This is a genomic window from Desulfovibrio simplex (genome assembly GCF_055387835.1).
Genome location: NZ_AP042377.1, coordinates 2,278,040 through 2,297,071, shown reverse-complemented (window position 1 = coordinate 2,297,071; position 19,032 = coordinate 2,278,040). Strand labels below are relative to the sequence as shown.

Annotated in this window: 19 protein-coding genes; 10 read left to right on the top strand and 9 right to left on the bottom strand. The window is 57.7% G+C overall.

The features are described from left to right. Nucleotides 1-173 precede the first annotated feature (173 nt). The gene (locus ACZ5DH_RS09550; protein ID WP_464254069.1) at nt 174-1,745 is read left to right on the top strand and encodes a TrkH family potassium uptake protein; all 1,572 of its coding nucleotides are present in this window, start codon (nt 174-176) and stop codon (nt 1,743-1,745) included. Between the two features lie 283 nt (nt 1,746-2,028). Next, on the top strand, nt 2,029-2,688 hold the full coding sequence (locus ACZ5DH_RS09545; RefSeq protein ID WP_179979791.1) for a potassium channel family protein: 660 nt from the start codon (nt 2,029-2,031) through the stop codon (nt 2,686-2,688). 185 nt (nt 2,689-2,873) lie between these two features. Here the strand turns inward: ACZ5DH_RS09545 and ACZ5DH_RS09540 are convergent, their stop codons facing one another. Continuing rightward, on the bottom strand, nt 2,874-2,999 hold the full coding sequence (locus ACZ5DH_RS09540) for a hypothetical protein (RefSeq protein WP_464254068.1): 126 nt from the start codon (nt 2,997-2,999) through the stop codon (nt 2,874-2,876). A 299-nt stretch (nt 3,000-3,298) separates the two neighbouring features. Further along, the gene (locus tag ACZ5DH_RS09535) at nt 3,299-4,417 is read right to left on the bottom strand and encodes a YgjP-like metallopeptidase domain-containing protein (protein WP_464254067.1); all 1,119 of its coding nucleotides are present in this window, start codon (nt 4,415-4,417) and stop codon (nt 3,299-3,301) included. A gap of 192 nt (nt 4,418-4,609) precedes the next feature. On the opposite strand from ACZ5DH_RS09535, the gene ACZ5DH_RS09530 reads away from it, so the two are divergent. From ACZ5DH_RS09530 to rbr, 3 genes are all read left to right on the top strand, one after another. Then, nucleotides 4,610-4,744, top strand: coding sequence for a hypothetical protein (locus tag ACZ5DH_RS09530; RefSeq protein WP_464254066.1), 135 nt, complete (start codon nt 4,610-4,612; stop codon nt 4,742-4,744). Nucleotides 4,745-4,886: 142 nt separating this feature from the next. Continuing rightward, complete coding sequence (locus ACZ5DH_RS09525) at nt 4,887-5,402, top strand: FlxA-like family protein (RefSeq protein WP_464254065.1); 516 nt, start codon at nt 4,887-4,889, stop codon at nt 5,400-5,402. 124 nt (nt 5,403-5,526) lie between these two features. After that, nucleotides 5,527-6,102, top strand: a complete 576-nt coding sequence (gene rbr, locus ACZ5DH_RS09520) for a rubrerythrin (RefSeq protein WP_464254064.1) — start codon at nt 5,527-5,529, stop codon at nt 6,100-6,102. Nucleotides 6,103-6,282: 180 nt separating this feature from the next. Here rbr and ACZ5DH_RS09515 read toward each other — a convergent pair whose 3' ends face one another. Then, nucleotides 6,283-6,921 carry a transporter substrate-binding domain-containing protein gene (locus ACZ5DH_RS09515; protein WP_464254063.1) on the bottom strand — a complete coding sequence of 213 codons (639 nt, stop codon included), beginning with the start codon at nt 6,919-6,921 and terminating at the stop codon, nt 6,283-6,285. A 907-nt stretch (nt 6,922-7,828) separates the two neighbouring features. On the opposite strand from ACZ5DH_RS09515, the gene ACZ5DH_RS09510 reads away from it, so the two are divergent. Then, nucleotides 7,829-8,146, top strand: coding sequence for a helix-turn-helix domain-containing protein (locus ACZ5DH_RS09510; protein ID WP_464254062.1), 318 nt, complete (start codon nt 7,829-7,831; stop codon nt 8,144-8,146). Nucleotides 8,147-8,638: 492 nt separating this feature from the next. On the opposite strand, the gene ACZ5DH_RS09505 is transcribed toward ACZ5DH_RS09510, so the two are convergent. Continuing rightward, nucleotides 8,639-9,751, bottom strand: a complete 1,113-nt coding sequence (locus ACZ5DH_RS09505) for a pyridoxal-phosphate-dependent aminotransferase family protein (RefSeq protein ID WP_464254061.1) — start codon at nt 9,749-9,751, stop codon at nt 8,639-8,641. A 298-nt stretch (nt 9,752-10,049) separates the two neighbouring features. On the opposite strand from ACZ5DH_RS09505, the gene ACZ5DH_RS09500 reads away from it, so the two are divergent. The 3 genes from ACZ5DH_RS09500 (at nt 10,050) to ACZ5DH_RS09490 (ending at nt 13,738) form a co-directional block, all read left to right on the top strand. Beyond that, nucleotides 10,050-11,429, top strand: a complete 1,380-nt coding sequence (locus tag ACZ5DH_RS09500) for an amino acid permease (protein WP_464254060.1) — start codon at nt 10,050-10,052, stop codon at nt 11,427-11,429. A 329-nt stretch (nt 11,430-11,758) separates the two neighbouring features. Next, on the top strand, nt 11,759-12,670 hold the full coding sequence (locus ACZ5DH_RS09495; RefSeq protein ID WP_464254059.1) for a DMT family transporter: 912 nt from the start codon (nt 11,759-11,761) through the stop codon (nt 12,668-12,670). Nucleotides 12,671-13,039: 369 nt separating this feature from the next. Further along, nucleotides 13,040-13,738 carry a glutamine amidotransferase gene (locus ACZ5DH_RS09490; RefSeq protein WP_464254058.1) on the top strand — a complete coding sequence of 233 codons (699 nt, stop codon included), beginning with the start codon at nt 13,040-13,042 and terminating at the stop codon, nt 13,736-13,738. Nucleotides 13,739-14,013: 275 nt separating this feature from the next. On the opposite strand, the gene ACZ5DH_RS09485 is transcribed toward ACZ5DH_RS09490, so the two are convergent. The 3 genes from ACZ5DH_RS09485 to ACZ5DH_RS09475 form a co-directional block, all read right to left on the bottom strand. Next, a complete protein-coding gene (locus ACZ5DH_RS09485; RefSeq protein WP_464254057.1) occupies nt 14,014-14,196 on the bottom strand; it encodes a hypothetical protein in 183 nt (60 codons plus the stop codon). Nucleotides 14,197-14,240: 44 nt separating this feature from the next. Beyond that, nucleotides 14,241-14,429 (bottom strand): hypothetical protein, encoded by a 189-nt coding sequence (locus tag ACZ5DH_RS09480; RefSeq protein ID WP_464254056.1) that lies wholly within the window; start codon nt 14,427-14,429, stop codon nt 14,241-14,243. A 158-nt stretch (nt 14,430-14,587) separates the two neighbouring features. Then, nucleotides 14,588-15,901 (bottom strand): D-serine ammonia-lyase, encoded by a 1,314-nt coding sequence (locus ACZ5DH_RS09475; RefSeq protein ID WP_464254055.1) that lies wholly within the window; start codon nt 15,899-15,901, stop codon nt 14,588-14,590. Between the two features lie 156 nt (nt 15,902-16,057). Here ACZ5DH_RS09475 and ACZ5DH_RS09470 point away from each other — a divergent pair, with 156 nt between their 5' ends. After that, nucleotides 16,058-16,972 (top strand): LysR substrate-binding domain-containing protein, encoded by a 915-nt coding sequence (locus ACZ5DH_RS09470; protein ID WP_464254054.1) that lies wholly within the window; start codon nt 16,058-16,060, stop codon nt 16,970-16,972. Nucleotides 16,973-17,367: 395 nt separating this feature from the next. On the opposite strand, the gene ACZ5DH_RS09465 is transcribed toward ACZ5DH_RS09470, so the two are convergent. Further along, on the bottom strand, nt 17,368-18,438 hold the full coding sequence (locus ACZ5DH_RS09465) for a sulfite exporter TauE/SafE family protein (RefSeq protein WP_464254053.1): 1,071 nt from the start codon (nt 18,436-18,438) through the stop codon (nt 17,368-17,370). A 135-nt stretch (nt 18,439-18,573) separates the two neighbouring features. Beyond that, nucleotides 18,574-18,987, bottom strand: coding sequence for a hypothetical protein (locus ACZ5DH_RS09460; protein WP_464254052.1), 414 nt, complete (start codon nt 18,985-18,987; stop codon nt 18,574-18,576). Nucleotides 18,988-19,032 lie beyond the last annotated feature (45 nt).

Below are 19,032 nucleotides of genomic sequence, written 5' to 3'. Positions count from 1 at the left end.
ACCACAAGCAGCGGTAGAGCTCGTGGCTGCGGCTTCCCTCCGGCAGTGCGAACTGCGTCAGGTTCATAGGGTCTGGGTTTTCCCACTCTCAGCCGTGTAACTATCGTCAGCACGGTTCCCCTAGCTCATGTAAAAGCATACGCGTAGCTCCGCCATCTGTAAAGAGCGCTTGCGTGCGTATTCCATGCGCCGCTGTGCGCGATGCGCCGCTGCAGGCGTGCAGGGAGGAAAATGTCGGTGGAAAATGTCAGCGCACCATGCTTACATTGCGCAGGATTTACGGCACTGCCGGCAATGCGGCGGGGCTTCGCGCGGCAGGCAGATTGCCGGCGGGCGTCATCTGCCTTGCAATCCCGTCACGCCTGGCTTACATGGGGAGAATGCAGTGGAACCGATTTTTCAGTCCCCTCACCTGGCCCGTTTTTTCTTTCCTGGCGGTTATTGCCGTCGGGGCTGCATTGTTGCACACGCCTGCGAGCTGGCAGAAGGGGCACAGCCTCAGTCTGATAGACGCGGCCTTTCTTTCCACCTCCGCCGTGTGTGTTACTGGACTTACGCCTGTGGACATCAGCGCCGTACTCAGCCCCTTTGGCGAGGCCGTGCTGCTTTTGCTCGTGCAACTGGGCGGTCTCGGCATCATGACCTATACAAGCATTATTTTTCTGCTCTGGCGCAACCATGTGCCCTTCACCAGCCGTGAAGCCGTGAGCCAGGCATTGCTTGGGGATGATTTTAATCTCAGGTCCTTTCTTGTGCAGGTGCTGGCCCTTGTCTTCAGCATTGAGGCGGTAACGGCCCTGCTGCTGTACTGGCATGATCCCGTGTTTTTTTATCCGTTCAGCGCGGTTTTTCACGCTGTGTCGGCCTTTTGTAATGCGGGCTTTTCACTCAGTTCCAACAGCCTCATGAATTTTCGTGAGGATGTGGTGGTAAACAGTATTATCACGGCCAGCGTTTTTTTGGGCAGCATTGGCTTTGGCGTGTTGCGCGAGGCGCTCGGCATCATCTCCGGAGGGCGGATCGGCCTGCCGGTGCGTCAGTTCAGCCGGTTCAGCCGCCTGGTGCTGAAAACCAGCATCTTTCTCATTGTTGTGGGCGCGGCCATGGGCTTTGCCATTGAATTCTGGCGAGTGGGCAACGAGCACGCCCTTGGCGACGGTTTCGATCTGGCCCTGACGGCCCTGTTTCAGACGGCGGTGGCGCGCACGGCTGGTTTCAACACCGTCAACATGGCCAGCCTCAGCGAGGCCAGCCTGCTGGTGATCATGGCCCTCATGTTTGTGGGCGGCGGGCCAGGTTCGTGCGCTGGCGGCATCAAGGTGGTGACGTTCAGGGTGCTGGTGGGCTATATTGCAACGCAGTTTCGTGGCGACAGGCAGATAGTGCTGGAAGGCAGGGGCGTGCCGGAGGAAAACGTCGCCCGCGCCCTGACGTTGTTTTTTTTCTACTCAATGCTGGTAGGGATCTCCACCTTTCTGCTCAGCATCACGGAATACGGGATACTGCACGGAACAACGACTGAAGGGCCGTCTTTTTTGCGTATTCTGTTTGAAGAAGTGTCCGCCCTCGGCACTGTGGGGCTTTCCCTGAATCTCACGCCAGAACTGAGCGCGGAGGGCAAGGGCATTATCATCGTCAACATGTTTGCCGGGCGCGTGGGCCTGCTGAGCCTGCTCATGGCCGTGCAGAGCCTTCAGCCGCGCAAGGCCTATACCGTGGCGGAAACCCAGCTGCCCATCGGTTAGACCGGGATGCGGCCCGCGCTCGACTGACGCACGACCTCAGGCACGGCCGGCGCGCTGCACGAATCGCTTCTGCCTGTGCGGCAAGGTGCGCGGGGGGGTGCGGGCGAGACGTATTGCCGCGCCGGGTCGGCCTGAACGGGCTTTGTGCCGGGGTTTGCGGCCCCAAAAAAATTTTGCGCCGCTTTGAGCGGCACTCCTGTAACAGACGTCCTGGCATGGACAGGAAGCCGTGCCGGGCACAAAGGCGTTTCCGCCAGCAGCGGAGCGTTATTGCGAGAGATATATGGCGGAAAAGAAACTTGAAATCGGTGTTATCGGCCTGGGCAAGTTCGGGCTGCGCATGGCCACCACTTTGGTTTCTCTGGGGCATACGGTGGTTGGCATAGACATGTCCGACGCGCAGGTGCAGCGGGCCGAAGATGCGTTGAATTCCGTGTACAAGGCTGACGCCACAAACATAGCTGTGCTGCGTTCGCTGCATGTGCAGGACCTGGACTGGGTGGTCATCAGCGTGGGCCAGAGCGTGGAACAATCGCTGAGCATCACCCTGAACGTGCAGGAACTGGGCGGCCCCAAGATATGGGTCAAGGCCTCCAACGAGGAACACCGCAAGATATTGCAGCGCCTGCGCGTTAACCGCGCCCTTGTGCCAGAAATGGAGGCCGCCGTCATGGCCGCCCATCAGCTTACCTATCCCGGCATGCTGGACCTTATCCCCAAGTATGGCGGCATAGCCATTCAGGAGCTGAAGGTGGACGAATGGCATGGCAAAACCTTGATTGACCTCAATCTGATGCAGCGGTTTAACGTCATGGTGCTGGGCATACGCCCTGTGGGCGAACACTCTTTCAACTTTGTGCCCCCGGCCATGACGGTGCTGCAAAAGGGGGATACCATCGTGCTGGCGGGAAGAGCCAACTCTATGGGCGACCTGAAACCCTAGAGCAGATTAACTTTGACAATATACATTTTCAAAGTTTGAGGCACGCTCACTTCGGCGTTTAACAGCGCAAATAAATAGCGGTGCTGTCTTCGCGGCAGCCGTTGCTTTAGCCGTTGTGACGCAGGAAGCTACGGATAAAGACGGCAATGAGTTACGCAAAAATCTTACTCAAAGAGTCGCTGTCGTTATCCGTAAGCCGCTGACGCTGCAACGGCTAACGCGCCCGCAGGGCTTACGGATGGCGACAGCGATTGTAAGGGACAAACCGTGTCGTTACGCATGCTGTCTTCAAGCGTAGTTTCCTGCGTCACAACGCTTGAAGCATCCGTAGCGATGCTGTCCTGCCCCGTAAGACGGTTCCGTCAACGGTTCAGGCAATCCCTGCGGGCAACGGCTGAAGCTGCGCTTACGCCTCCGTGGCGGGCGTCTGCTCCCGCATCCGCCAGAGCAATGTAACTTTTAAATTGCTCTGACGACACTGCCCAGGGCATATTACCGCTGGAATGCTTTACAGTTCAGTTTGCCATTCAGCCGAAAACTGCGATTTGCGGCAGAATCAAGGCCACGTTCATATCCGCAGCGGCATTCTGGTCTGGCGGACGTGTGGGGATCAGCCTTCTTCGTTTTCAGCCGGATCCTGTCCGCCTTCGCCGGGCAGCGCCCACCAGGGCAGGTCGCGCCATGCGTTATTGAGGGCTTTTTCCTGCTCCGGCCAGCGGGGCGAGTATCGGGCAAGCTCGACCCTGTAGGCCGGGGAATGGTCCATATGGCGCAGGTGGCACAACTCGTGCCAGCAAAGGTGCTCCAGAAGGGGCAGGGGAAGAAGCGCCGCCCGCCAGTTGAGGCTGATGCGCCCGACCGGCTGCCCCTGCTGCTCCGCGGGCCTGCACTCCTGATTGGCGGTCATAAGGCCGACCTGCCTGCCGCCATTGTTTTCAGTTTTGGTGGCGAACAGGCTGAAGAGCTTTGCCGCCAGTCTTCCGGCCCTGCCCTGCGTGGGGAGGGAGCCGTCGCGCACTGTGCCGTCCTGTGCCCCTTGCCTGTCTTTATCCTGCGGCCGGTTCCTGCCGCTGGCCGCAACCTTGGGCCTGCGCGTACGGGCGCAACTGCCCCAGCGCGAGCGTTGATCCCGCACGCTGATTTTTTCAAGCGCAAAGCCTGCCTGCCGCGCAAGACTGTTCAGATATGCCGGAAGCAGGACATCAGCCATATGGCGGCACCATTGGCGCAGGGCCTTGACGCACAAACCGGCGTCTTCAACAGCGCCGAACAGGCGCAGGCAGCCGGGGCTTTGCACCAGCAGCAGCCTTTGCGAACCCTGCCGCACCAGCAGGGAAAAATGGTTTTCGTGATGCCGTGCCGCCACCAGCCTGCCCGCCGCCATATCGCCCTCAGTCCGCACCGCAAACGTCAGCCCGGCCAGAGGCAGTTCAATATTTGAAGGCAGTTGCTGCCGCGGGGCAGTGGCCCTGCGCTTTTTCCATGCGCGTTCAAGCCATGGCAAAAACTGGGGGAGGGTTTGTTCAAGCAGCGATACGGACATGCCTTCAGGCGTGGTGATGGTCAGATGCCCGTAAGGGCTGAGGGAAAGGCGCGTGCGTCTGGCACGTGAAGAGACTCTTACCCTGGCTGTAAGATTGGTGCCATCGGCAAGGCGCAGGTGGACGCAGGCGGGCAGAGGCGCGCCCTCAGAGCGGAAGCGCCGTGAAGGCGATTTTTTTTCAGCCATGCGAGAAGGCTGCCACAGGTGGGCGCGCCTGTAAAGAATGGCGTCACCAGGTCTCTGTGGGCAAATTTTGCCCGCTATCAGAGCATGTTCACTTTGAAATTGCTCCGGCGACTGCGTGAGCAGCCGCCGGCATCGAAGGCGTAAGCGCAGCTTCAGCCGTTGCCCGCAGGGCTTACGGATGCTTAAAGCGTTGTGACGCAGGAAACTACGCTTGAAGACAGCATGCGTAACGACACGGTTTGTCCCTTACAATCGCTGTCGCCATCCGTAAGCCCTGCGGGCAACGGCTGCCGCGAAGACAGCACCGCTATTTATTTGCGCTGTTAAGCGCCGAAGCGGGCGTGCCGTAAACTTTGAGAACGCCCATTCTCAAAGTAATCTGTTCCAGGGTGGCATGTCTTTTGCTGCTTCGGAGGGGAGCGGGGTGAGGAGCAATACTTTCCCGGTGCCCGGCACTGAAGGAGTAATTATGAGCGTGTCCAGCACAAGCGCATATGGCGTCAGTGGTCTTTCTGGCGTGGACGAATTATGGGGAGTCAGCAGCGGCAGCGCCAAAAGCGCCAGCAGCGCCGCATCAGGGAGCAATTCCGGCGATACGGTCAGCATCTCCGATACAGCCAGAGCGCTTTTGGCCGAAAAACTGGGCCGGTATACCACCTCGGCCTCTGACGACGGCAAGCAGGCCGGAACGGCCGGCTCTCCCGGAGTCTCCGTTGAAGGGCTTACCGGCGGCGAGGCGGAGGAGCCCGCCCAGGGGACGGGCGGCGCTGACGGAGCCTCCGGAATTGGAGGCGGTTCCGGCGGAACAAATACCGTTGAGAGCGTCAAGAAGCAGATTGAATCTCTTAAAAGTCAGTTGACCAGTCTTGCCGGTCAGGTGACCGGCGGCGTGATGGACGCCGGAATCAATAGTAAAATTAACGCCCTCCAGGCACAGATAGCGGCTCTGGAAGCCCAGCTTGAAGCAGCGCAGCAGTCTGCATAAATACTTGACAGTAACTGCTCTCATTTCTTATAGTCGATTTTGGGGATGGCAATGGCTGTCCCCTTTTATTTCGATACAGCGCACATACCTTAAATGCATGCTTGGCATGTTCAAGGAGAGGTTTATGAAATCATTGAAGGGCAGCCAGACTGAAAAGAACATTCTTACCGCTTTTGCCGGTGAATCCCAGGCCCGCAACCGCTATGACTTCTTTTCCGGTGTGGCCAAAAAAGACGGTTACGTGCTTGTGGAAGAAATTTTTATTGAAACCGCGGCCCAGGAAAAGGAACATGCCAAACGGCTGTTCAAGTTTCTTGAAGGCGGCGAAGTCGAAATTCAGGCAGCCTACCCCGCTGGCGTCATCGCCGGCAGCGAAGCCAACCTGCTTGCCGCCGCCCATGGCGAAAATTATGAGCATACCGAAATGTATCCTTCAATGGCAGCCACTGCCGAAAAAGAAGGTTTTTCTGAAGTGGCCTTTGCCATGCGCCATATCGCCGTGGCCGAAGCCTATCACGAAAAGCGCTTTCTGAAGCTGGCCAGCGACATCAAGGAAGGACGCATGTTCATGCGTTCCAAGCCCACGGTGTGGCGCTGCCTTAACTGCGGCTGTCTTGTGGACGGGGACCATGCGCCCGAAATGTGCCCCGCATGTGCGCACCCCAAGGCGTACTTTGCAGAACTGAACTACACCTTCTAGGACAATTTACCTTAAAGTTGCTCTGCGGCTGCATGGCCAGCCGTCAGGCGTGAGGGCTAAGCGCGGTTTATCCGCGCTGCCCTTCGCCATAACGGGTAAACCGCATATTGTGATGCGTTGCGAATGAACATTCGCAACAGTGACGGCTCCGAGCCGCATTGACTCAGAGAACGCCTGCTCTCAGACTTTTCTTCCTGTACGTCGTTTACGCGCGAGCGGTGGTGGTGTCGCCTTTTTGCCAAGGTTGGTGATGCCTACGCCGTCCAGTTCCTTGTCGCGCAGCGCTTGCAACATGCTTTGCATGTCGATGTAGGGCACCAGCGTCAAGCTCAGCTTGTGTTCGCGCATAAAGGCTTCAAGAGAGGGGACGTTTCTGGTGTTGGCCACAACGCCCACGCGCATGCCGTCCAAAGCGGCATAGTCCTCGAACGTGTAGCGCTCGTCGTCGTCCCTGACGCTGATGGTCATGAAGGTGTTGGCAAGAGGCAGGTTGGGAAAGAGCATTCTTTCTGCGCGTTCGGGTGAATAAATGGCGCAGGGTAAAAGGTCTATCTGGTCGCGCTCAAGCATTTCCAGGCTGCGGGTCCAGTTGCCGCAGTCCACAACTTTGTAGCGCATACCAGTGTTTTTGGAAATTTCTTGCAGAAACTCAAAGATGAGCCCCTGATACTGGCCGCTACGGGCACGAAACATGTAGTCGCCGAATTCGAAAAAGCCCACGCGCACAGCTTCTTCCTGCGCGTGGGCGCGCGGGCAGACGCTCGGCAAGAGCAGAATTGAGAGAACCAGCAAAAGGATCCTGAACTGAAACATCTTCATGCGCGCTTTCCTCAGGTTTCGCAGATCATAGGGAAGCGTTTGTTCGATGCTACAGAAGCATACCACCCGCACAGTGGGTTTTGAGCAAGTCGGGGAGCCGCCCTGCGTATAGCATAGTCTATGTTTTCTGGGGGCGCCAGCGATCCGGGCTACAATTACGTAAATCACGTCACCCTGGCCCAACATTCGCTGCTTGGAGACAAAAGAGACGAAAACTTGGCCCGCAGTGATGGATTGGTGACAAATGATGGATTACTCTACATTTATTGGATTATTGAAGCAAGTATCAATTGGCCATTACGAGCAATTTGTGCAAGGGCCGAGAGAAACGACAAAAATTTTCATACAACATGCTAATAATAAAAGATAAATTTGTTTAGCGATGTGGGTGCTAGTTGCTAATAGATAATGCTGTCGCTTCTTGTTTTGAGATGCCGAAAGCCACTGGAAAGAAAGAGAAATGTTTAACACAATTTTTATGCGTCAATATGTAATTATCAATTTGGCCATACATATGGCGTGTTAAAGTTGATACTGATTATTTATATTCCAATTTTTAGTTTCCATAATCACAACTACAAATTGTTTAATAATATTGTGTGACTTATAATTGTTTTATTGGCTATTCATAGTGTATATTAATGTTGCAAATATATGATGTATATTTGTGTTGCATCATATGTGCATTGGATGTCTTTTTATTTAAAAACCTATTCTTGGTGAGGCGTGTAAATATTTGCTGAAGCAAAATGACAGGAATATTGGAGGTATGAATATACGTAAAAAAGAATTGTGCGGCGCTTACCGCTCAAAAAAGAAAACGGAAAAAAGGAAAGTAAACTATAGTTCTCAATTTATGAGTACTATAGCACATGTTCATCGGCAGAATTTGGTGTAATTAATACTCATGAAAGTATATCCATACCTTTCGAGCGCCATAGCCAGGGTGATCGAGGCCTTGCGGGCGGAGCGCGGCATGACCAAGTCGTCTCTGGCTGACTTTGCCTGCCTTGAGAGACGCTATTTGCGTGACATTGAACGGGAGTTGAAAAAGCCGACAGTCAATGCCATTTATTCCATTTGTGAGGCCTTGCGAGTGCATCCGGAGGATTTTTTCAGGCGTGTTACCGAAGAGATTGAAAAAAAGAAAAACAGTGAGCGCCGTGCCGCCTCAATCAGTAAGGCCATGGCAGTCAAGGCCCAGAGCGACGAAGAAAAGGTCTGAGCGCTGACGCAGCGGCACTTTGAGATGTGTATGCGGCCGCGTGAGCGGACGCCCGCCTGAAGACGTGACCACTCTCCACTCTTGCCCGCAGGGTTTACAGCAACCGTTGACAAAATGGTTTTGCGGAGGCAGGAGGCCGGCGCTGCGCAGGCTTCAGCCTGTACGCCGCTGCAAACCCCGTACAAAGACAGCAGGTGTGCTCGCACAGCCCGCTTCCTGCGATCTCTGTCGTCAGAGGTATGGCGTGCCCATGGCTTGGCGGGACGCACTGTGATCCGGCAGCGTGACCATGTGTCGTGGCGGGTACGGCCAAATTGCGCGGGCAGATGTTCTCGGTGTTTGAAAAGCCGCTTTGGCGCGTATCAGCGATGGAATTCTTGCGCGTACGCTTTAACGGTATGCACCTTTGCCATTGTCCCGGAAATTTCCGTTGAGCGTACGCGGGATGCGGGCGGCAGCCATGGCCGCCGCCCCCAGGAATGGTTCAGAAACTTACTTGCCCATGCAGGCACGTATGGCCGTGAGCAGCCTGTCAATGGCTTCAGGCCGCGCGCCTTCGCCCATAACGCCCACACGCAGCACCTTGCCAGCCAGGGCGCCCAGGCCGCCAGCCACTTCAATCCTATGCTTTTCGCGCAGGCAGCTCTTCAGCGCGTTGGCGTCCACGCCGGCGGGCGGCACAAAAAGGTTCACCTGCGGGGCCGCGCCTTCCTTGACATAGAGGCTGAAGCCCAGCGCAGCGAGCCCGTCCACCAGGCGCTGGTGCATGGCCTTGTGGCGCGCGAAAGCGGCGTCCAGACCTTCGGTCAACAGGTTGTCCAGGGCCTGGTGCAGTCCGTAGTACATGTTTATGGGCGCGGTGTGGTGATACACGCGCGGGGAGCCTTCCCAGTACTTGCGGATAAGCGACACGTCCAGATACCAGTTGGGTACCTTGGTCTTGCGCCTGGCCATGGCGTCCATGGCGGCCTCGGAGAAAGACGCGGGCGCAAGGCCGGGAGGAACGGAAAGGCATTTTTGCGAACCGCTGTAAAAGGCGTCGACTCCCCAGTTGTCCACCTGCACGTCCACGCCGCCAAGCCCGGCCACACTGTCCACCAGATAGAGGGTGTCGCTGCCCTTGACCAGTTCGCCCAACTCGGCCACAGGGTTGTTCACGCCCGTGGAGGTTTCGGCATGCACCACGGCCAGAATCTTGTAGTGTTTTTTCGCCAGCTGCGCCTTGACGTCCTGCACCTTGACGGGCGTGCCCCAGGGGCTTTCCACCATGTCCACTTCTGCTCCAAGCCGCGAGGCCACTTCCACCATGCGGGAGCTGAACACGCCGTTGTTGATCACAAGCACGGCGTCGCCGGGCTCAATCAGGTTGACGAAGCATGTTTCCATACCGGCCGAGCCGGTGCCGGAAATGGGAAAGGTAACGTCGTTGCCGGTTTTGCACACGGCCCGCAACTGCCCCTGAATGGCGTCCATAACCTTGATGCAGTCGGGGTCAAGGTGCCCGAGGGTGGGCAGGCTCATGGCCTGAAGGACGTTGGGGGCAACGGGGCTGGGGCCGGGGGCCATCAGCAGAACATGGTCAAGCGTTCCCAAAACGGTACTCATGGCGATCTCCTGTGGTTGACGAAAGATATTCGTTTCTACGTTCTATACGCTCAATTTCTGCGTACTTGGCCGCAGTACTGCAAGTGACATTAAAAAATTTATTATTCAAAAAAATTTTACGATACTGACGGGCATCTGTCCAGTGGGACGAGGTTCTTTTTACATGCCGCCAAAAAAAATCAGCAGGGCCAAAGCCGTTTCGAAGGCCTTGGAGACGTTGCACCGGGGTTAGCCGTCTTTTCAAAAGTTCGGAATGCTGCTATGGCTTCCCGAATCATTATAAACCTAAGGGCCAGGTATGAAAAAAGACACACAAGAACTGCACCGCGCCTTAAAAAACAGGCATATCCAACTGATTGCCCTTGGCGGAGCCATCGGCACGGGCCTCTTTCTCGGATCTGCTGGCACAATTCAAATGGCCGGTCCTGCCGTCATTCTCAGTTATGCCATCGGTGGATTTATTGCTTTTCTCATAATGCGACAGTTGGGTGAGATGATGGCGCAGGAACCTGTGGCCGGGTCTTTCAGCAACCTTGCCTACAAGTACTGGGGTGAATTTCCCGGGCTGCTCTCCGGCTGGAATTACTGGATACTATACGTGCTGGTGGGCATGTCGGAACTCACTGCCGTGGCCGTGTATGTGCAGTACTGGTTCCCTGGTATCGAGCCGTGGCAGACCACGGCATTTTTCTTTCTTCTCATCAATGGCATAAACCTTGCCCAGGTGGGCGTTTTTGGCGAAATGGAGTTCTGGTTCGCCTCCATCAAGGTTGCGGCCATTGTCGCCATGATTGGCCTTGGCACCTTTCTGCTGGTGTCCGGCAACGCCGGACCCGAGGCCAGCGTCAGCAATCTTTGGGAATACGGCGGCTTTTTTGCCAGGGGCTGGGGCGGCGTTTTCACTTCTCTGGCCGTGGTGAGCTTCTCCTTTGGCGGGCTTGAGCTCGTGGGCATTGCAGCCGCAGAGACATCCAATCCGCAAAAAACCATCCCCAAGGCCGTCAACCAGCTTATCTACCGCATTCTCATTTTCTACATCGGCGCGCTCACCGTGCTGCTGACCCTGCACCCCTGGAACAAGCTTGGCGCTTCAGTGGACAAGAGCCGCTGGGCAGAAGCCATGGTGGCCAGCCCCTTTGTGCAGATTTTTGATCTTATCGGCGTTCCCTCGGCGGCGCATGTGCTCAACTTTGTGGTGCTGACCGCGGCGTTGTCCGTGTACAACAGCTGTGTGTACTGCAACAGCCGCATGCTTTACGGCCTTGCGCTTCAGGGCAACGCGCCCAAGGTTCTGGCCACCGTGAGCGCCAGGGGCGTGCCGGTTCCCGCTCTTATGATATCCTCGGGCGCGACGCTGTTGTGCGTGCTGCTGAACTACTTTATGCCCGCCCAGGCTCTTGGCATGCTTATGGCTCTGGTGGTGGCGGCCCTTGTCATCAACTGGGCGATGATCAGCCTTACGCACATAAAGTTTCGGGCCGCCAAGGTAAAGGCCGGTGAAAAGATCGTGTTCAAAGCCTTCTGGTATCCGCTGTCCAACTATCTCTGCCTGCTTTTCATGGCCGTGGTGCTTGTGGTGCTGACGCAGATCGACATGGCCGGCTCGGTGGAGGCGGTGCCGGTGTGGCTGGTTCTTGTGTGGCTTGGGTACAAGGCGAAGAAAAAATACAATTTGTGATATATCCGCTTTCGTGGGGCCAGTGGCGTCACGAAAGATATGAGTTCGGCCATGTCTTGGCCGCAGAAAGGGAACCGGTTTTGCCGGTTCCCTTTTGTGCTGTCACAAGCTACAGTGCCCTGGCCGGAGTCGGAGTTTGTAATGCGGCCTCAAGGTGTTGTGCCGCAATCGTCCGGCAATTTTTTGTGCTTTATTGCGTACAGCAATGGCAGTTACGCTGGCCGTCTGGTATTGGGGTCGGCAGAAAATTGCAACGCGCTTTGTCATACATGGGCTGGGGCATAACGCTTTTGCCCAGTCCGTTCACGAGGGATCAGGTATTTGCCATCATGCGGGATAAAAGATTTTTTCAGCTCAGCCAGGGCGAATGGGCGCTGGTTGGCGTAACCATGATCTGGGGCACGACGTTTCTTATTATACGCAACGCTCTGGATGTTACCGGCCCCCTGTTTTTTGTGGGACTGCGTTTTGGATCGGCGGCTCTGGCGCTCCTGGTCATTTCCTTGCCCATTCTGCGTGGACTCACGGTGCACGAGCTTTTTGCCGGATCCCTCATAGGGCTTTCGCTGCTGGGCGGCTATGCCCTGCAGTCGTATGGGCTTGTCACCATCTCTGCCAGCAAGTCCGCGTTTATAACGGCTTTTTATGTGCCTGCCGTGCCTGTTTTACAATGGCTGTTCATGCGGCATCGCCCAAGCAACATGGCGTGGCTTGGCGTGGGCTGCGCCCTGGTGGGGCTGATTTTGCTGGCCGGGCCCGACGGCGTTTCGCTGGGTTTCGGCGCTGGCGAGATGCTCACGCTGCTTGGGGCCGTGGCCTGCGCTCTTGAGATTCTGTTCATCAGCTACTTTGCCGGGTCGGTCAACGTACGCAGGGTCACGGTTGTGCAGGTGACGGTTACCTCCATACTGAGTTTCAGCCTCATGCCCGTTGTCGGCGAATCTGTACCGGGATTTTCCTGGCTGCTCGTGTGCAGCGCCTGCGGGCTTGGATTAGCCACAGCCCTCATTCAACTGGTCATGAACTGGGCGCAAAAAAGCATTTCGCCCACGCGCGCCACCCTCATCTATGCCGGGGAACCCGTATGGGCGGCGATTTTCGGGCGCATGGCCGGTGAACGGTTGCCATTCCTGAGTCTTGTGGGCGGGGCGCTTGTGGTGGCTGGCGTGCTCATCAGCAGTGCGCGGCCTCGCGGTAAAACAGAAAGCAAGGTCAAAGCAGGTGACAAGACAGCGTCCTGATTTTTGACGGTTCTGCCCTGCGCCATACACCGGGCATCCCGCGCGAAGACGGGACAACCCTCCAAGAGCCGGAAAGGCCGACGAATTCGCGCTGGCGGTTCTGCATTTTTTTTGGCGCGGGCATGCGAGCTGTGGCCGGATACCTTGTGAGCGCTGACGTGGCTCTTGCGCCGCATGGCCAGCATGGCGCGCCAGACTGGCCCGCCATGCCCGTGTAACGTTTCCGGGCTCTTTTGCGAATATATATTCTCAGGGGCAAGCAGCCCTGGGGGAGGGCGGCCGCGCGAATTTTGCGCAACAGAAATGGTTTGACGCGAAGGGCTGTTCTTGTGGATAACGGGGACGTAACTTACTGCCTGTGAGGGAAATATGAAACGTTGCGTTGCCGTGCAGCATGTGGCTTTTGAGCATTTGGGCGTTTTTGAGCAGCCTTTGAAAGAAGCTGGCTATGCCGTGACCTATGTGCAGGCCGGGGTGAGCCCCATGACCAGCGACCTGTGGAAGGATGTGGATCTGGCCGTGGTTCTGGGCGGCCCCATCGGCGTGGGCGAAGAAGACATCTATCCCTTCCTGCTCGACGAAAGGGCCATGGTGGCGGAGCGGCTGGCCTTGGGCAAGCCCTTGCTGGGCATCTGCCTTGGGGCGCAGATCATGGCCGCCGCTCTTGGCGCAAAGGTGTATGCCGGGCCGGAAAAAGAAATTGGCTGGGGCACGGTGGACGTGACTTCGGCCGGGCTGCGCGGCCCTCTGGCGGAGCTTGCGGGTGCCCCTGTGCTCCACTGGCATGGCGACACGTTTGATCTCCCGGCAGGATGCGAACTGCTGGCCGCAACGCCCTTGACGCCGCATCAGGCTTTTTCCTGCGGTCGTGGCCAGCTTGGCCTGCAATTTCACCCGGAAATGGACGCCAGACTTATGGATACCTGGCTTATCGGCCATTGCTGCGAGCTGGCCCAGACCGGCAACGACCCCCGTGCCATACGGGCTGACGCGCTACGGCTGGGAGAAGCCGCCCGCACGGCGGGGCAGAACTTCATGCGTCGCTGGCTGGCTGAAGAAGTTGCCTGAGAGCGCGCCTCTCGGAATGGCGCCTTTTTGCGTTGCCGCGGTTCTGGCGGCAGCGGGAGCAGGAGCTCGCCACAGGGCGTGCGTGCCCGTTTATCCGCGCTCCCGGTCTCGTCACCCGTGCCCGCAGTCCCGTAAATGCGCCCGCCGCCATTCTGGCGTCCAGAGCAGTTTACGTATGAAATGAGTTGACTGCTCTGCAAGAATTTTCAGGAAAATCCTTGCCGCGAAACGCGAGTGGGCAGGCTTTTGCCTGCCGTACACGAGCATTTCAAGTGCTAAATGCTCCAGGGGTGCAATACACAAGCATGGCGCACGGGCGCAAATGAAACCGGCACCATTCCCGAAGGAATGGTGCCGGTTTTTCCGGTCTGGCTCTGCATCACGGGAGCAGCAGCAGGCAGCCGGATTTCAGCGGATGGATTTGCCGGAATATTTGCGCTGTCAGGCAGGTCTTTCATCGTGAACCTGCTTCCGGGCAGCGTGCCTTTCAAAATGCTCTGCTCTAGTGATCGGCAGCCTTTCTGATGCGCGTTGAGAGCAGCGCGGCAATGGCAAGGCAGCCCACAAAGAGGTTGAAAACGATGGTGTAGTTGTTGCCGGTTACCGAAAGTATGTAGCCCACCAGCAGGGGAGACAGAAATCCCGCGATCTGCCCGGCCGTGTTGACCACGCCAGCCGCGGAGCCGACCATTTTTTTTTCACACGCCCCATGGCCGCAATGCGCCCGTCCTGTACGGCCACATCGCCCGGTTGCCAGGGATTGCCCGTTCCATCAAGAATGCGGGCGTTTTTTATCAGGATATCCAGCATACGCACCTCCACGTTAGTGTCAGAAAAGCATGGTGAGATTCAGTACGGCGCCGCTGCGGCAGCGCAGGTTTTTCCCATGGCCAGATATGTTTGCCGTTCCTGTTCGGGCACAAGGCTGCCGCCCGTGCACCAGACAAGATGTGTGCCCTGCGCCGCATGGGGATGCGGGCCAAAACCGCCGCGCGCCACGTGGCACACGCCGGGAAAACCGGCCAGGGCCGAGGGCTCGAGAAAGATGCCCTCGGTCTGGAACAGATGGTGCAAAAGCAGGTACAGGGTTTCGTCACGCATGGTGTACAGCCCGCTCACAAGGGAGCGCATGGCGCGGCACACCAGGGCTGAAGGGCGCGAAACGGCGAGGCCGTCGGCGGCGGTTTTGCACGGCAGGCCCAGGTCCTGACCGGAAATGGCGTCGTCGCGCCCGGTAATGAGGCCCAGAATCACGGCAGGCGCCTGGGTTGGCTCCGCAAAATAGCAGGAAACCGCATCGCCGAAGGCCAGCTTGAGGCCAAAGGTCACGCCGCCAGGGCCGCCGCCCACGCCGCAGGGCAGATAGACGCACAGGGGATGCTCCGCGTCGGGGCGGATGCCCGCGTCCCTGAGCTGCTGCCTGAGGCGAAGACCGGCCACCGCGTAGCCAAGAAAGAGGTCGCGCGAGCTTTCATCATCCACAAAGTGGCAGAATGGATCGTTCGCCGCCAGGGCGCGTCCGGCCGCCACAGCCTTGCTGTAGTCTTCGGGGTATTCCACCACGGTGACGCCGCGCTGGCGCAAAAGGTCCTTTTTCCACTGGCGGGCGTCACCCGACATGTGCACGGTGGTTTTAAAGCCCAGGGCCGCGCCCATAAGGCCCACCGAAAGGCCAAGGTTGCCCGTGGAGCCCACAGCGAGCGAATATTTGCCAAAGGCCTCCCTGGCCTCGGATGCGGCAAGCTTGCTGTAGCAGTCGCCGGGCTTGAGGATGCCGTTTTTCAGGGCAAGGCGCTCCGCCAGGGCCATCACTTCGTAAAATCCGCCGCGCGCCTTGATGGAGCCGGATACCGGCAGCTGGCTGTCCAGCTTGAGAAAAAGCCTGCCCTGCAGGGGGAGGCTCCACAGTTCTTCCAGCCGCGCCCGCATGGCGGGCGCTTCACGCACGGGAGATTCAATGATGCCGCCACTGCAGGCGGTTTCAGGAAAAATCTGGGCAAGGTAGGGAGCGAAGCGCTCAAGCCTGTTCATGGCGTCCAGTGCGTCTTCAAGCCCGAAGGGGTTATTGGTCGCGGCTTCGGCAAAGGGGCGCAGCCCGGGATTTGTCCAGCACACCGGTTCGCCTGCAGCCATCTGGCGCAGTATGGGATATTCTTGTATCAAATTTTCTAATGTGTTATATGAGCTCATGGGGGATGCTCCAAAAAGGGTTTACTCGGGATACACTAGGATATGATTCTATCTGTTTATGCACCTTGGTGTATTTCTGTGATAACGACAAACGAAAATCTTTCACGTACGCATTAGGAAAACTAATTCATGGATATGTCCGTACTGCTGGACGTCATGCCTGCCGTGCCCTTTTTTCTGTCGGCGGCGCGGCATCTGAGTTTCACCAGGGCCGCGGCGGATCTGTGCGTCACCCAGGGCGCTGTGAGCCACCGCATCCGCCAGCTTGAAGAAGCCCTTGGCTTTCCGCTCTTCCACCGTTTCCCGCGCAGGCTCACGCTGACCGGCGAGGGCGAGCGCCTGTACGATATTCTGCAAAGGCCTGTGTGGGATCTTGAGAATGAAATCCGGCGGATACGCCATCTGGGTCTTACGGGCACGCTTATGGTGCACTGCCCTCCGTCTCTGGCCGGAACGTGGCTTGTGCCGAGGCTTTACGGCTTCAGGGCGCAGCACCCCGGTGTGGAGGTGCATTTGCGCTGCCGCAATGATCTGGTGGATTTTGAGACGGATTCTGTGGATATCGCCATTTTTTATGGCGATGTGTCCGATTCGCGTCTGCATGTCATTCCCCTGATGCAGGAATTTGTGCTGCCTGTGTGCTCACCGGAATATGCCAGAGACATGCGGCTGTCCGAAAAAGGCAAGGACGGCCTCAAGGATTGTCTGCTGCTGCACGACAACACGCCCTGGCCCAACAGCCAGTATTATGATGAATGGCAGCGCTGGGCCGAGAAGTGCGGCGTTACGGGGCTGAATGTTCAGAGCGGCTATAGCTTTGACAGGTCGGAATTGGCGGCCATGGCCGCGGAAAACGGCCTGGGCGTCGCCCTTGGACGAAAGCAGCTTGTCAGCGCGGCACTGGCGGCGGGAAGGCTGGTGGCCCCGTTCAGGGAAGAATTGCTGGCCACGCAAAGCTATCATATCGCCTTGCGCCGTGAAGACGTGCACCGCCCGCGCATTGTCGGTTTCGTGGCCTGGCTGCAAAGTATGATTGGCGCGTAGGAGGCATTGGCAGAAATCGGCGTAGACGGCAGAAGGCGGGACCCGCAGCGCGCTCCAGGTTTTGCTGAGGCATGCGTTTTTCGCTGACAAGTCGTGCTTGATAGAGCATTTCAACTTTGAAAAAGTGTAAGTGCTCTAACGCTGGGCGAAAGTGCAGCGCGCCACAAGGTGGCTGAATGAAAACTTTGAACAGTGAAACACTTCAAAGTTAATCTGCTCTAGAGACCCAAAAAGGGCAATTGCGGGTATACAATGGATATGGCCCAGGCACAAAACCGCTACCGAGTTTTGGCATGAAGCAGCGATGTATTGTGTGCCCGGGCGCAATTTTTTGCCTTCTGTCCGAAGGACGGCGGCCGTCTCTATGTTTTGGGGATTCTGTGCACCCGTAGTCCTCAGGCGGCGTTGCCCAGCGCGGCTTCCCTGCGATTGCGCTGTTGCCCGCGCCACATGCCGCCAAGGATCATGCCCGCGCCCACGAGCAGCCCGGCGCACATGGTTATGAAACTGACGACCTTGAGTACGTAGAGAAGCCCCGGCCCCATATGGATGAGCCCCAGCGCGCTGAGATATCCCGGCAGGGCCACAATGCGGCTTGCCGCAACAATGAGCATGATGGCGGCCATGACGTACTTGACCATGATGGGCTTGACGTAGGTGGTGCCGATGGCTCCAAGCTGCACGCCAAACAGGGAACCAGCCAGAATGATGAAGACAAGGCGGATGTCTATCATACCGTGCATGGCCCAGTTGACCGAGCCGCACAGGCCCATGACAAAGGCCGTGACCAGCTCCGTGCCGGACGCGATGAGCCCCGGTACGCCAATGACATAGATAAGCCCCGGCACGCCCACAAATCCGCCCACGGCGATGGTGGCGGCCAGCATGCCCGTGGCTATGCCCACGGGCAGGGTGAACCACAGTGAAATGCGCAAACCGGATTTGGGAAAGGAAATCATGGGCGGCAGGTTGATGGCCTGCAGTTTTCTGGCAAGCGGCGGCGTACTTTCGTCATCATCCTTGCCGGAATGGCTGGAACGCAGGGCGTCTTTGAGAATATAGCTGCCCACCACCACCAGCACCACCACAAAGGAAACGCTGACGTAAAGGTCAGACCCGGCCTGTCCCCAGTTTTCCAGAATGAAACGCTGGATGCGGATACCGATCTGCACGCCTATGCCCGCAGTGGCGGCAATCACCATACCCAGCTTGATGTCCACCTGGCCGAAGCGGTAGCGCTTGATGGCACCCACCATGGCCTTGGGGAACTTGTGGCACATGTTGCTGGCCACAGCCACAGCGCCGGGCACGCCCAGGCCCATCATGCCCGGCGTGAGAATAAAGGCCCCGCCGGAGCCGATAAATCCGCTCACAAGGCCGCCCACAAATCCTACGGCCAGCAGAAAGGCCACGGAAACGGGCGTGAGCGTGATGAACTGCGATGGGTCAAGACTGAGCAGATCCATGATTACCTCCAACTGGCAAGCTGCCTGCCGTAACTGCCTGCCGTAGTCTGTTTGTACGGGCTGAGCGTGCGTGCGGCGTGCCGGCTGATGCGCATGGGCCCGGCGGCGCGGCCCGGCCATGCGCTACGTATGTGTTTAGCCGTGCGCCACCGCAGTCGTATCCAGCCTGGGGGCGGATTGGGTGGTGTGACGGGCCGCAGGCTTGGCGGCGGTTTTTGTGTTCTGCTTCTGTACGCCGGTAATGCCGCACAGTTCCCAGAGGGCTCCGGCAAAATGGCCGTGTACGTAGGAGAGCAGCAGCACCGAGGCAATGGGCAGGGCTGTCCACAGCCCGCCCTTGGCGCACAGGGCCGCAAAGACGTCGGCATTGGCAAAAGCCAGCACATAGATGCATATGCTGCCAACGCCATAGAGCAGCGCCTGTTTCAGCGCCGGGCTTTGCCGCTTGCCGCTGATGCTCCACAAATCGTCTGTCCAGCCGGGTTGCCCGGCATCGGCGTATGCCACAGCGGTAAACCAGTTTTCCATCGTTTTTTGCAGGGTGTTCATGTCGGCCTCCTGCATGGGCGGTTACAACTATTGTGCCAAAAATCT

Excerpts from the sequence above, each read along its gene's own strand:
- ACZ5DH_RS09515 (WP_464254063.1), bottom strand. The coding sequence starts at position 6,921 with ATGAAGATGTTTCAGTTCAGGATCCTTTTGCTGGTTCTCTCAATTCTG.
- ACZ5DH_RS09545 (WP_179979791.1), top strand. The coding sequence starts at position 2,029 with ATGGCGGAAAAGAAACTTGAAATCGGTGTTATCGGCCTGGGCAAGTTC.
- ACZ5DH_RS09510 (WP_464254062.1), top strand. The coding sequence starts at position 7,829 with ATGAAAGTATATCCATACCTTTCGAGCGCCATAGCCAGGGTGATCGAG.
- rbr (WP_464254064.1), top strand. The coding sequence starts at position 5,527 with ATGAAATCATTGAAGGGCAGCCAGACTGAAAAGAACATTCTTACCGCT.
- ACZ5DH_RS09480 (WP_464254056.1), bottom strand. The coding sequence starts at position 14,429 with ATGGTCGGCTCCGCGGCTGGCGTGGTCAACACGGCCGGGCAGATCGCG.
- ACZ5DH_RS09535 (WP_464254067.1), bottom strand. The coding sequence starts at position 4,417 with ATGGCTGAAAAAAAATCGCCTTCACGGCGCTTCCGCTCTGAGGGCGCG.
- ACZ5DH_RS09490 (WP_464254058.1), top strand. The coding sequence starts at position 13,040 with ATGAAACGTTGCGTTGCCGTGCAGCATGTGGCTTTTGAGCATTTGGGC.
- ACZ5DH_RS09500 (WP_464254060.1), top strand. The coding sequence starts at position 10,050 with ATGAAAAAAGACACACAAGAACTGCACCGCGCCTTAAAAAACAGGCAT.
- ACZ5DH_RS09465 (WP_464254053.1), bottom strand. The coding sequence starts at position 18,438 with ATGGATCTGCTCAGTCTTGACCCATCGCAGTTCATCACGCTCACGCCC.
- ACZ5DH_RS09485 (WP_464254057.1), bottom strand. The coding sequence starts at position 14,196 with ATGAAAGACCTGCCTGACAGCGCAAATATTCCGGCAAATCCATCCGCT.
- ACZ5DH_RS09470 (WP_464254054.1), top strand. The coding sequence starts at position 16,058 with ATGGATATGTCCGTACTGCTGGACGTCATGCCTGCCGTGCCCTTTTTT.
- ACZ5DH_RS09525 (WP_464254065.1), top strand. The coding sequence starts at position 4,887 with ATGAGCGTGTCCAGCACAAGCGCATATGGCGTCAGTGGTCTTTCTGGC.
- ACZ5DH_RS09495 (WP_464254059.1), top strand. The coding sequence starts at position 11,759 with ATGCGGGATAAAAGATTTTTTCAGCTCAGCCAGGGCGAATGGGCGCTG.
- ACZ5DH_RS09505 (WP_464254061.1), bottom strand. The coding sequence starts at position 9,751 with ATGAGTACCGTTTTGGGAACGCTTGACCATGTTCTGCTGATGGCCCCC.
- ACZ5DH_RS09460 (WP_464254052.1), bottom strand. The coding sequence starts at position 18,987 with ATGAACACCCTGCAAAAAACGATGGAAAACTGGTTTACCGCTGTGGCA.